The organism is Crocosphaera sp., from assembly GCF_030064895.1.
Classification (GTDB): Bacteria; Cyanobacteriota; Cyanobacteriia; order Cyanobacteriales; family Microcystaceae; genus Crocosphaera.
Genome location: NZ_JASJEB010000001.1, coordinates 98,369 through 111,537 on the forward strand (window position 1 = coordinate 98,369; position 13,169 = coordinate 111,537).

The 13,169-nt window shown below is 34.4% G+C and carries 11 protein-coding genes and 1 pseudogene; 4 read left to right on the plus strand and 8 right to left on the minus strand.

The genetic code is table 11. The features are described from left to right. Positions 1-38 precede the first annotated feature (38 nt). Positions 39-167, plus strand: coding sequence for a hypothetical protein (locus QNJ66_RS00490; protein ID WP_300501918.1), 129 nt, complete (start codon positions 39-41; stop codon positions 165-167). Between the two features lie 50 nt (positions 168-217). Here the strand turns inward: QNJ66_RS00490 and QNJ66_RS00495 are convergent, their stop codons facing one another. The 6 genes from QNJ66_RS00495 to QNJ66_RS00520 form a co-directional block, all read right to left on the minus strand. After that, a complete protein-coding gene (locus tag QNJ66_RS00495) occupies positions 218-529 on the minus strand; it encodes a nucleotidyltransferase family protein (protein WP_300501920.1) in 312 nt (103 codons plus the stop codon). Next, positions 529-1,647 carry an inorganic phosphate transporter gene (locus tag QNJ66_RS00500; protein ID WP_300501922.1) on the minus strand — a complete coding sequence of 373 codons (1,119 nt, stop codon included), beginning with the start codon at positions 1,645-1,647 and terminating at the stop codon, positions 529-531. The genes QNJ66_RS00495 and QNJ66_RS00500 overlap by 1 nt, the downstream gene beginning before the upstream one ends. A gap of 40 nt (positions 1,648-1,687) precedes the next feature. Continuing rightward, positions 1,688-2,383, minus strand: coding sequence for a DUF47 family protein (locus tag QNJ66_RS00505; RefSeq protein ID WP_300501923.1), 696 nt, complete (start codon positions 2,381-2,383; stop codon positions 1,688-1,690). 81 nt (positions 2,384-2,464) lie between these two features. Continuing rightward, positions 2,465-2,713: a type II toxin-antitoxin system ParD family antitoxin gene (locus QNJ66_RS00510; RefSeq protein WP_300501925.1), complete on the minus strand. Its 249-nt coding sequence runs from the start codon at positions 2,711-2,713 to the stop codon at positions 2,465-2,467. Between the two features lie 125 nt (positions 2,714-2,838). Beyond that, entirely contained in the window at positions 2,839-4,038 is a 1,200-nt protein-coding gene (locus QNJ66_RS00515; protein WP_300501927.1) for a glutathione S-transferase N-terminal domain-containing protein, read from the minus strand. A gap of 174 nt (positions 4,039-4,212) precedes the next feature. Continuing rightward, the gene (locus tag QNJ66_RS00520; protein ID WP_300501928.1) at positions 4,213-4,842 is read right to left on the minus strand and encodes a type I restriction enzyme HsdR N-terminal domain-containing protein; all 630 of its coding nucleotides are present in this window, start codon (positions 4,840-4,842) and stop codon (positions 4,213-4,215) included. A 523-nt stretch (positions 4,843-5,365) separates the two neighbouring features. Between QNJ66_RS00520 and QNJ66_RS00525 the strand changes: the two genes are divergently transcribed. Continuing rightward, positions 5,366-7,105 (plus strand): alkaline phosphatase D family protein, encoded by a 1,740-nt coding sequence (locus QNJ66_RS00525; RefSeq protein WP_300501929.1) that lies wholly within the window; start codon positions 5,366-5,368, stop codon positions 7,103-7,105. Positions 7,106-7,245: 140 nt separating this feature from the next. On the opposite strand, the gene QNJ66_RS00530 is transcribed toward QNJ66_RS00525, so the two are convergent. Next, positions 7,246-7,596: a GTPase gene (locus tag QNJ66_RS00530; RefSeq protein ID WP_300501931.1), complete on the minus strand. Its 351-nt coding sequence runs from the start codon at positions 7,594-7,596 to the stop codon at positions 7,246-7,248. A gap of 162 nt (positions 7,597-7,758) precedes the next feature. Here QNJ66_RS00530 and QNJ66_RS00535 point away from each other — a divergent pair, with 162 nt between their 5' ends. Together QNJ66_RS00535 and QNJ66_RS00540 are read left to right on the plus strand one after the other, a co-directional pair. Next, entirely contained in the window at positions 7,759-9,393 is a 1,635-nt protein-coding gene (locus QNJ66_RS00535; RefSeq protein ID WP_300501932.1) for an alpha-D-glucose phosphate-specific phosphoglucomutase, read from the plus strand. A gap of 252 nt (positions 9,394-9,645) precedes the next feature. Next, positions 9,646-9,921, plus strand: a complete 276-nt coding sequence (locus tag QNJ66_RS00540) for a hypothetical protein (RefSeq protein ID WP_007307215.1) — start codon at positions 9,646-9,648, stop codon at positions 9,919-9,921. 126 nt (positions 9,922-10,047) lie between these two features. On the opposite strand, the pseudogene QNJ66_RS26140 reads toward QNJ66_RS00540, so the two are convergent. After that, positions 10,048-13,038 (minus strand): annotated as a pseudogene (locus tag QNJ66_RS26140) (COR domain-containing protein). Positions 13,039-13,169: the final 131 nt, after the last annotated feature.

The following is a 13,169-nucleotide window of genomic DNA, read 5'->3' on the forward strand; positions in this document are numbered from 1 at the left end:
ATGAATTACTAATCATATAACTTATTCAGAACACAGCAATGATTGAATTATATCCTCAATTTTTAACAAAGAATGGTCAAGAATTTGTCTTGTTACCTTCTGAAGAATTTACGACTATTCAAAAACTATTAGAAAATTTAGAAAAATTAGAAGCAAAGAAATCTTAGATATTATTCAGTATATAGATCAAAAATAATCACCATTAACTTTATTTTCATCAGGATAAATAATATAAAACCTTTGCCTCTTGCATTACCTGATCGCGAAAATAAATACTTAATTCTGACGGTGTTCTTAAATCAACTTTATGCCAATTAATTATAGCAGATAACTCTCTTTCCATTCTTGCTAAAGTAAAGAAACTAGGGGTTTTTCCTGTTTCAAACTCCACTAAAAAATCAACATCACTCTTATCTGTAAAATCTTCTCTTAATACCGAACCAAATAAAGATAATTTAGCAATATAATATTGTTGACAAAAAGCTGACAATGTGTGTTGACAAATAGCAATCGGTAGATTTTTATTCATTATAATTTGTCTCCTAATATTTCGATAACTGGGGTAGAAACCGGCACAGAAGCAACTTGATAAACTTCTTGATTAAAAACATTCTGGACAATAAATAACAAAACAAAGCTAATAACAGCAGCAATAATAGGAGTTGTGATCCAACCCGAGGCAATACCCCCTAGAACCCCCCATTTAACTTGTCTAACCCCTTTTATGCCTTTTAAAAGAGCAATACCAATAACTGCACCCACCACTGCTTGAGAACTAGAAACAGGAATGAGAGGAATAGGAGGTAAACCCAAACTAACCACAAAATTTGACAATTCTTGGGAGGAAAAAGTAAATAATACTAAAGAATTAGCCAAAACCACCACTAATGCACCCACAGGAGATAAAGTCATTAAACTACCACCCACCGTCATCATCACCTGCTTAGAATAGGTGAACACTCCAACAGCAATGGCGATCGCTCCTAATAAAAATAATTGTTCTACTGCGGATATATCAAAAATTCCCGCAATTTTTAGGTTTTCAAAGGGAGAAGAAGGGACAAAAACCCCCATTACATTACCAATATTATTCGCTCCCAAAGTATAAGAACCAAACGCACCAACAATAATTAAACCCCAACGAATATTACTATCTAAACTCAAAAGATGGGGTTTAGTATTATCAATCAAAAGTACAACTAACTTATAGATAACTGCCGCAAATATAGCCGCCAAAATAGGACAAGCTATCCATGTCCCCATAATTTTGATTAAATCATTAATATTGGTGGGGGAATCACTAAACCAGTTCCAACCCACAATCGCCCCTACAACGGCTTGAGAAGTGGATACTGGCAGTCCTAACTGAGTCATCCATAAAACCGTTATAGCAGCAGCTAAAGCAACGGTAAAGGAACCTGCTAAAGCATTGACTGCACCTAGTTTTCCCAGTCCTCCGGCTGCCCCGGCCCCTGCGGTTACTGAACCAATAATAATAAAAACACTACAGATAACCGCAGCAGTGGAAAAACGAATCATGCGACTCCCCACAGCAGTTCCAAAGACATTGGAAGCATCATTTGCTCCTAATGACCATCCCAAAAATAAACCACTAGAGAGAAAAATAAAAGTGCTAATTAGGTCCATAAACTTAATCTAACTAATCTGACAAGTTAAGCTATGATAACTATAAAGTGCGTTGAATTGCATAAATATCTAACTCATCTGCCACATTTTCAGCGAGATCGGCAATAGCATCAATAGCGTTTACAATATCTCGTAAGTTTATTTTTTCGGAGAATTTATAGTCAGTAGCAAAAATTTTCTTCTTCAAACTAATAGCAATTTTATCAGCCTCAGATTCATAAACTCTGACTTGATAAGTATGGTCTTTTACCGACTTAGGATCACGGAAAAAATTACGAGCAGCAATAATTACTGTTTCTATACTTTTCACAACAACTTGCACTAAATCTAAAAATTCTTTTTTCCCAAGTTCATTATCTGTCTCTTCTATTTGTGATTCTATGTCCTTGTTTTGATCTCGTTCAATCATTAAGTCTTGAAAATTTTTCCCCATTTGATCCAGAAGAGAAAATAAATCCGTCAATAGTCTCAGAACATCGGCACGAAAATCAGGGATTAACATTTCACTATAGAGAACATTAATAATGGAACGTTGTAAGTCTCTACATCTTTGTTTGAGTTCAATAATTTGTGATAGTTTTTCCTCGCAAGTTTCACAGGTATTTCTCGTTTCAAGAAAAGCACTAATTCCCCTTTCAAAATAAATTGCACCTTCTGCTACTTTATCGAGAAATTCGTCAATTTGCCCTTCTAATAATTTTGTCTTACCAAATAAAGCGGGTGTTTCTTTAGACATAAGTTAAATTAATTTCAATCAATACGTATATTTTATCGTCTCTTATTTTCAAGTTTTTAGCAAGTTACTCATTTAATTTTACTATCGTAATCTTTCTTGTAACCTTTCAAAAACCAACTCTCCATCTCTTACATTTCCTTGTTTAACATCTTCTAATCCTAATGCTATTTTTTGTTTTAATTCTTCTAAGCGTTTCTGATCATTTTGCTGATTAATAATTTCAAGAATTGTCAATGCTTCTTTAATTACTTGTTCAACATCCTGATAGTTACCTCTAGCTATTTGAGATTGAATAAACTTTTCTTGTTCAGGACTTAAGGTAATATTCATAGATTAGATAACCTCGTGATCATAATTATAATGACTGTAGGGACTTAATAACCAATAACCAATAACTGATCACTGGTAACTGGTAACTGATCACTGATAAAATTAAGCCCCTACATCAGTTATATTTAAACAAAATTAGTCGGATCTTGATCCCGTCGATGTTTAACAGGAATAGGTACACCTTGGCGATCGCCTGCTAAACTAGCAGTAGTTTCTAATGCGTCCCGTAACCGTTTTCCTGCATAGATAGACATATCCCGTGGAACATTAATTCTATCCCGTAAATACCGTAACGCAACATCAGATCCCTTGGGAGGTTGACAGGTTTCCTCTGTCATCATGGTAGTTAATGCACAACGTAACGCTTCATCGAACACCTTCTCTTTTCCAGGGTTAACCCGAATAATATTCTCACGATGTTTAATCACCCGTTGTAAAGCTTCTTGACGAGAGTTTTCGGGTTCAACATACATCACATCAGGTAAACCAAACCAGGGACCATTATCTACCCTATATTGATTAATTTTTGCTTGTTCTTCACTGTTACTGTAACATCCACCCATTTGTGGAGGTAAGTCGTGAACATGGGTATGAAAGTCGCTTTGAGTTCCTCGATAGGTTGGACGGGTTTCCATTGCATCAAACCACTTTCCAAAACCCTCATTTTCCTCTCGCAAAGAATACCCTTTATAGTAGTATAAACTAGCATTCATGCGCTCAACATAGGGCGTAAAAATCACATCTACTATGCCAAACTCTTCGAGAAAATAGGGACTTGGGGTATTAGCTAAAGCCTTTTCTACCATCGCCACTACTTTAACAAATTGTTCACGATTTTGTAGGTCTTGTTTTTGTGACCAAGTAGGGTAACACAACCAACCACACCAGGCCCTAAACAGTAATCTTTCTAACTGTCGTAAAGGAATAACCTTTGCATCTTTCATGCTATGAGTTAACGGGCCAAATGCTGCTTCTAGGGACTGCAAAATATCATCACTTTCAGTAATAATGCGTCCATCTAATTCTAGAGCAGGAAGCATTCCCGATGGTACAATTTTTTTATACCATCGTTCTTTTGTTCCGTAGCAAAACATAGTAACTTTTTTGATACGGTAAGGAATTTGTTTTTCTTCTAACCATAACCAAACTTTTTGACAGTAGGGACACCAAGCATGGTTGTCACGGTAAAGGGTGACTCTAATATCCTTTTCTTGATGACCAAAAAGCCGTAAAATAGCTTGAGAATTAGTTGATTCATTGATATTATCTCTTGTCCAGTCGGTTAGGTTTTCTAGTTCGGTCCAGCTTAAAGGTGATGTGGTCATTTTATAAGTTGGTTAAGTGATTTTTTTATAGTATCTATTAACAATATAGCAGTTATCGTCCTAATAAGTTGCAAACTGTCCTATTCTTTTTTATGGATAGGTAATTATCTATGAATGTAGAAATAATTTTTCTGCTAATTATCAATTATCAATTATCAATTGTCCATTATTAACCTATAGTTGTCCCAATTTTTTCAAAATTTTCAACACTTGGGATAATTCATGTTTTCGAGGGAATAAAGAAAATTCTATCGAAAGATCGTATTGAGATTTTTCCTGTTTATTTAATTTGAGAAAAAGAAAACTATCTCCATTTGTTACCATCCCGTATATTATTTGTTGTGATTGAGAATTAGCCATCATATAAGCTAAAATTTGAGGAAGTGCAGCAGCAACAGGAACACTGTTACGTTTTGATTCTATTACTAATACCCATAAAGAATTTTTTACAACCAAAACATCGATTAATCCTCTAATAATTGTTTTATCTGCATCTTCAATAATTAGTTCTACTGATTCAGGGGATTTAATTCTAAAGGGTGGATCTAAAAATCCTGCTACCTCTAAAATAGGAAAAACTACCAATAAATTAATTGTTCCTTCTAGTAACAGAGACGATGAACGATGATAATCATAACGTTGTTTTATTCGAGTAATTGCTGTTTGTTCTGTTTCTGTTATTTCTGGTAATTCTTCATTCCATTCTGAAAAAAAGTTATCTTCTTCTGTTTGACTTAAATTTAATTTAGTTTGTAAGTCATTTAAGTTTTTAATTGCCTCTCTAACACCAATTGTTGTTACCATATAAATTACTCCTAATTTAATATTAATTTTCTAGGTGAGACGAAACCTTGTCTAGGTTGAAAACAGTAGTTTGTGAGGATAGGAAACAGGGAATAGGAAAAATTAAGTTAAAACTCCACTTCTCAAGATGGACGCGGTTTATATATCAAAAGTAACATAGCCTTCTATGCTATAGCAATCAGTTATCAGTTGTGAAAATCAAGTCTAAGTATAAGGGAACTCAGGAACAGGAAATAATAAAAAAGATATCTCATGAATCATTCCTGATTGCTATATACAAGCATTATAATTATTTTACAGAATAATATTAAACATAATTTACCAGAAAATATTATATGTAAAAACTAAAAGGTCCTTTTATAAGGTACAAGCATTATGCTTATTCTACAGAATAATATTAAGACAAATTTCCTCAAAAAGACTATATATAAACGGTAACATAGTCTTCTAGACTGTACAAACATAATGCTTGTGTTACATAATAAGATTAATCCCAATATTTTCGTTAACAATGAGGTAAAAAATGAAAGTTAACCCCTTAACAGTTGGTCCAATAGTTGGAGAAGCAACCCCTGCTTATCTTCGTGTGTTAGGAAGAGGCAAAAATGTTCCTGGGGTAGGAGTAATGCGTTTAGCAAAAACACCAGATTTTCAAGAAGAATTAATTCGTTTTGTTCCTCTAGATGATGACTTTGATCTCACGGGAATCGCTATATTTTCTAATCTATCTCCCGAAACAGTTTATTATTATCAATATGGTTGGATTGAAACTACTATAGAGTCAACTCCTTGTCCTTTAGAATGGGAAGAAATAAAAACCTATTCAGTAAAAATTTTATCAATTAATGATACTTCTCCTTGTTCTCTTATTTTTGGTTCCTGTCGTTATTTACTACGAAAAAGAGGATTAATTTTAAACCAAGAAGAATCCAATCAATTTCAATTTAAAGAAAAAGGAGATAAAACTTTTCAAGCGATCGTAGAAGATCATGTTAATAAAAATACTGTTAATCAAGTCATTATGTGTGGAGACCAAATTTATGCCGATGACCTCAATGTTTTCTTGGCTGCTGGTGAATTAGATGATTTTTTACTGCGTTATCGTGTCGCTTTTTCTCAACCATATATTCAAGATTTAATGGCAAGAATTCCCACCTTTATGATGCTTGATGACCACGAAATAGAAGATAACTGGCCAGAAAATGCAAGCAGAAAAGACCTTCATGGAAAATATATTTATGCTATGAATGCTTACACTGCTTATCAAGCAAATCATAGCCCTTTATTACCAGTCGAAAATAACAAAATTCAGGATTATTCTAATCATTATTGGTACAGTTATCGCGATGGTTGCGCCGATTTTTTTGTTATGGATGTACGAACAGAACGTAATCTTAAACAGGGAAAAATAATTTCTCTTGAGCAAATGCGCGCCTTAAAAACTTGGCTAAAAGATGATTCAAATCGTGTCAAATGTGTAGTTTCTTCTGTTCCATTATTTCCCGATGCAAAAGATAATAATGATAAATGGGGACAGTTTTTCAAACAAAGAAATGAATTGATTGATTTTATAGCAGGAAATAAACTAAAAAAAGTCATATTTTTCTCAGGAGATATTCATAATTCTTATACCTCTATTCTCGAAGGAAATGGAGTGAAAATCATCCAAATTATTTCTTCCCCTTTCTATTGGCCTTTACCCATTGCTTCCGGTTATCCTGAAGATTATAATCTTTGTGGTTCTCTTGAAAATAATGAATCTTATTTGATTACAACTCCCAGTAAATTTATTCGAGAACACAATTTTACTCGTGTTGATATTAACCCCAATGGGTTACAAGTTTCTGTGTATAATCAAAACAAAAAATTACTTGATAGTAATTATTTCTCGTTTGATTTTCTTGACTATCAACTCAATCTTAATTCTTTAAAAATTGATTATCAGACAAGTAGTTTATGTTTAGATGAATATTGTTTAACAGTTTCAGTTGATAACTATCATACCCAATATATTGATTTACAACTGTCTCAAGATGATATTTATTCAATCAACCAAAGTTTTTGCTTTAATAAAACCATAACAATTAAACTATTTGATAAATATAATTTATCTTCAGAAAAATGTCTAGGAGAATATATAATTACAGCATCCAATTATGATCAAGAACAAGATTTATTGACCTGTGAATTTACAGAAAAGAATCATAAATATACAATAAGTTATAGTTTAGTTAAAAATGACTCAATTTCAGTAAAAACTTAAAACTAGAGAAGCAGGAGAACAACTATCTAGAACAATTTAAAAATAATACCAATTTCCGTAGGGGTCAACCACTGTTAACCCCTACAATATCATGAAAATAGTATAAACTTAGATTGAAGCTGATAACTGAATACTGGAAATTATTTGATAGTTTCTTGAAGCTTTTGAATCAACTCTTTAGCAGTTTGCATTTTATTCAATTCATCCCTATCAAGCACTTCTGATAATTCGTTATTTTTGTTACTGACTAAAACAATAGGATAGTCTCTAACTTGTTGATACTTTTCTTCAAATTCATCCTTATGTAAAAATTCTAACTCATCCTTAGATGATTCCCGAAAAGTTTTCCATTCTTGATTTTCTGTCAAGACACCATAAGTAATAGCACAAAGATTACATTCATAAGTATCTGGACTGATAATCTTATGTCCTATATCTAAGACAGTATTCATTAGACCACTATTAGCGTTATAAACGAAAATAATCTTCATGTTTCAATAATTTTGTTAAATCTAAATAACAGTTATATTCTATCAAAAATGGGATACTTAGCATTAGAATCAGATAAAATAGACCGCAAATGGCGTAAAGTGGTTATGAATCATACTCAGATACGGGTATAGCAAAATACTAAATTTAGGTCTAATTGCATTATGACAATTCGTACCGTAACCACAACCCCCTTTGAAGGACAAAAACCAGGAACCTCCGGACTCCGTAAAGCAGTCTCAGTTTTCCAAGGACAGAATTATCTAGAAAACTTCGTTCAATCGATCTTCGACAGTCTCGATGGTTGTCAAGGTCAAACCCTAGTTGTTGGAGGTGATGGCCGTTACTATAACCGTCAAGCCATTCAAATTATCCTCAAAATGGCAGCAGCTAACAATATCGGACGTATTTTAGTCGGTGTTAACGGTATTTTCTCAACTCCAGCAGCATCAGCCGTTATTCGTAAAAATAACGCCTTCGGCGGCATTATTTTATCTGCCAGTCATAACCCTGGTGGTCCCAATGGAGACTTTGGCATAAAATACAACGTTGGTAACGGTGGACCGGCCCCCGAAAAAGTCACCAATGCTATTTTTGAACACACCAAAACCATTAACGAGTATAAAATTTTAGACGCAGGGGATATTAACTTAGATCGCCCCGGTTCCTTTAAACTAGGGACAATGGAAGTAGAAGTGATCGACTCTGTAAACCCTTATGTGGAGTTGATGCAGGAATTATTCGACTTCGAGAAAATCAAGTCTCTGGTCAGTTCCGATAACTTCAAAATGTGTATGGACTCCCTCCACGCTGTCACCGGTCCCTATGCAAAGGCCTTATTTGAGAAATCTTTAGGGGCAAAAGAAGGAACCGTACAAAATGGCATCCCCTTAGAAGACTTTGGTGGTGGCCATCCCGACCCTAACTTAGTATATGCCCACGATCTCGTAGAAATCATGTTTGCCGAAAATGCCCCCGACTTCGGCGCAGCTTCCGATGGAGACGGCGATCGCAACATGATTTTAGGCAATAACTTTTTTGTTACCCCTAGCGACAGTTTAGCCGTGTTAACCGCCAACGCGACCCTAGTACCAGGATATAAAGACGGTATCGCCGGAGTGGCAAGATCAATGCCCACCAGTGCAGCCGCCGACCGTGTTGCTGCTAAACTAGGCATAAATTGCTACGAAACCCCCACCGGGTGGAAATTCTTTGGTAACTTATTAGACGCAGGGAAAGCCACCCTTTGCGGTGAGGAAAGTTTCGGCACAGGATCGAACCATATTCGCGAAAAAGATGGTTTATGGGCCGTGCTTTTCTGGTTAAACATTTTAGCCGTAAAAGGAGAGTCCGTAGAAAAAATTGTCAAAGATCACTGGCAAGAATACGGCCGTAACTTCTATTCCCGTCATGACTACGAAGAAGTAGAGTCAGTGCCTGCTAACGAATTAATGAACCGTTTACGATCGCAGGTTGAAGAGATGAAAGGCAAAACCTACGGTAACTATGAAGTTGACTATGCAGATGACTTTGCTTATACTGATCCCGTAGATGGTAGTGTTAGCCAAAAACAAGGCATTCGTATCGCCTTTACCGATGGTTCTCGCATAGTTTTCCGCCTCTCAGGAACAGGAACAAAAGGAGCAACCTTACGGGTCTATATCGAAAGTTATGAACCCGATGCCAGTAAACACGACGTAGACACCCAAGAAGCCTTATCACCCCTTATTCAATTAGCAGAAGAAATTGCCCAAATTAAGCAATTTACTGGGCGAGATAAACCCACGGTTATTACCTAAGAATTAGTTATCTGATTCATAAGGGGCATACTATGATTATGCCCCAACCTTATCTATTATCAAGGAAATGTCTCTTTTATAGACTTTAAAGAAAAAACATAAATCAATCATTCCTGATAAAAATTTTTTGTCCTTACTGATATTTTATGAAAAAGTCGCTATGATAAATAGTAGCAAGATTCGTGCAATCTTAGCTACTTTTTTTATAGTTTACTCAAGACCACCCTTTTGCAATTTTAAGTTGATACTATTATGATTGACTCATCTGTCAATACAATTGAAGAATTCGATCTCTCCCGTGAAGAGAGAGTCATTGAAATTCAAAACCTCATTGAAACCCTACGGGTTGCCGAGGAGATCGCTAGTAAAGGTTATTTGATCACTAGCTCAGAATTAGCTGATTTAATGGACATCAATGCCAGTGCGGTCACCAGTCGTGGTGATCATTGGTCTTGGCGTAACTGGGTTGTTTCGCGAGTTCGCCGAGAAGGAAACCAAATCCTTTGGCAACTGGAAAAAATCGATTAAATCAGAAATTCAATCTGAACTGTAATCAATTAGGTGAGAATATGTTTCTAAGTTTAGTCTTATACATATTCCCACCTTTTTAGGTTTCTATGGCCACAAAGTTATAGATGAACTGATGAAGATCAACTAATCATTTTGTAAGTCATCAATAGCTGCAATAACGAAAGAAGCAGCCGGGTGATTGAGCAAAGAATCAAGAGCAGCGAGACTCCCTGCTTTTGTTGCACTAAGTAGCTTCTGGGTTAAGGAAGGGTTCTGTTCAATTCTATCGATAGCCTCAACCGCAAAGTGTTTTTGATCCTTTTTGGTTTCCGTGGGGTAAGTTTGACTTAGTTGGTCAAGCAGACATTGGATTTCTTTGGCAACTTCAGCGAGGTCTTGGGATGGAGTTTCGTTAAACTGTCCAATAGCTTGTGATTGGCCATGGAAGGTGCTATCTAATGCACCAACAGCAATTTTGTTAGTCGTTTTCCCAACTGCATTATCGCCATTACCAGAGTGGTTTTGGTTAATAGGATTATTCATATCATCACCTTGGTTTATATTAAAATTGATTACATTCTTACTGTTAGGTTTATTAAGTTCTTGTCTACCAATGGTATCATCAATTAGCGTATAAATATTGACTAATTCACCACTGATTTGACATTGAGATACTTGGCTATTTTTACTTAAAAGATTCCTCAAGTTTTCTAATCTATGAAAATAAGGGTTTTGAATTGTGATACAAGTATTGCAGTTACAGGGAATAAGTTTATCAACTTTTAAATTATGATAACTGATATGAATTTTATCCAGTTCAGAGGTAATAACTTCCAGTAAACCTCTTTTATTATTACCTCTTAATCTAATTTGTATTTCTCTATCATAATAATTTTCAATAACTTCAGCTTTAGTATTATCTTTATTTAAAATAACTCCACTACGCCATACATTAGGCTCATCAATATAAGGATTCATTTCAACAATAAATCTGCTCAGAATTCCTTTAGGCATGAAATCATAACGATAACGTAGTCTCAGGTTGTCTTTATTATCCCAATGATAATGAGGGGGTTTTTTATCTTCTAATAACTGAGGGGCAATATAAGTCTTATTTGGTAGTTCATAACACAACTTAAACCGTTTCATTAATTCCAATAATTCCCGATACTTCCCTTGATATCGCTCATTACTCCAAATAGTTTTTATAGCAGTCGCCAAGGCTATTAGGACATTTTTCTGTTGCCTGTTGCCTGTTGCCTGTTGCCTTAAAATACAATTTATGTGTCCTAACTAACCTGTCTATTGCTATAAGTCAGCATAAGTAAACTTACCAAACTTTTCTTTAATTGGATTATCTTCTATTTTTAATAACGCATAAACAGCTTTAGTAGCCCATTCTGGATTAAGAATAATCGTATTATATAAAAGAGAGGCTTCATCATCCTGAAAATGTAGAATAACCCCTAATTCATGGAAGAACTGCGAGAGTCTTAATCTACTATCAGTTATGGTACTATTCTTTTCATTATCATCAAAAGAAATTGAGTAGGTATATTCATGGCTATCACAAATTTCTAGATATTCTTGTAAACTAATATAATCACGATAATCTTGTTCAATAGCTTGACGAACATTAGCCCAAGATTTAGGAAGCTTGATACCAACTTGAGGTAATTGATTGATATGAAGTTTGACGGTTTCGATGATTTGTTCTAAACCTCTATTATCAGCTAAGTTAGTCGTTAAAATATCTTTAACCATAGGATAGAAATCATCAAGAATTTGAGATTCTCCTTTAATTTCAACTGGGTAATTATTGTTTTCATTTTTAATAATTAATAAAGGACTATTATCACCTAGAAGTTGAATAAGATGTAGCCAATAATCTAGATGTGGATGCTCTTTTCTACTATCAGAAACTAAAACATAAAGAGAGCGTTTAGTTAGAAAAAATTTATGAGTTTGATGCCAGATTTCTTCTCCACCAAAATCCCAAATATTAACCTTCAATTCTTGGTTATTAGAACAGGGTAAGGGAAAAGTCTTAATTTGAATTCCGTGGGTAGGTTCTTCAGTTTGAGGAACTTTATAATTAGGGTTTAATATCTTATTCATTAAGCTAGTTTTACCCGATCCCGCTTCCCCAACTATGAGTAGCTTGGCTTCATAAATAGTGTCATATCCTTCAAGTTTAAGCTGACTTACATAATTGCGAAGAGTCTTAAGTTCTTGTACAGCCATTTCAGGAGGAAAATTCTTTAGTTGATTTCCACGTAAGTTCAGTTGTTTAAGACAAGGCAATTCGATAACTTTCGTGGGTAGATTTTTTAGTTTATTATTATAAATTCCTATCTCTATAAGAGAGGATAAATTTCCAATCTCAGAAGGTAAATTGCTTAGTTGATTATTATCAAGATATAGAGTTTTTAGAGAGGATAAATTTCCAATCTCAGAAGGCAAATTACTTAGTTGATTATTATCAAGATATAGAGTTTTTAGAGAGGATAAATTTCCAATCTCAGAAGGTAAGGTTTTTAGTCGATTATTATCAAGATATAGAGTTTTTAGAGAGGATAAATTTCCAATCTCAGAAGGTAAGGTTTTTAGTCGATTATCACTCAAATGAATAAGTTCTAGATGGATTAATTTTCTTATTTCTCTAGGCAAATCACTGAGTATGTTTTCATGAAGATAAAGTTTCTTGAGAGAAGATAATCGACCAATCTCAGGAGATAATACACTAAGTTGATTACAAGAAATTGAAAGTTCTTGAAGAGAAGTTAATGAAAATATTTCAATAGGTAAACAATTAAGTTTGTTACCTCTAAGGTAGAGTGTTTTTAGAGAAAATAATTGACCAATTGAAGAAGGTAATTGAGTTAGTCGATTATGTTTAAGCGATAATTTTTCAAGTTTTTTTAAATTGCTAATTTCGGAAGGTAAAGTTGTTAGCCTATTACCTATATAGTCACCAGATTTTTTATCCCATTTTCCAAGAATTAACTTTTTAAGATTAATCAATTTCCCAATCTCAGAAGGTAATTGAGTTAATTCATTTCCAGATAAGTCAAGCTCTTCCCAGTCTTCATCTGCTGCTTGATCGATAATTTTGAGTAGTTCGTCATTAGTCATACTGCTAGACCTTGAAAATTTTTAAAATATGGGAGTTTCGCATTGACAGAAAATCAGCGATATGAGGTCAGTGTAAAAAGTATCAAGAGATACACAATTCTGGATCACACTGGTTTTCGGATGCAAAATTT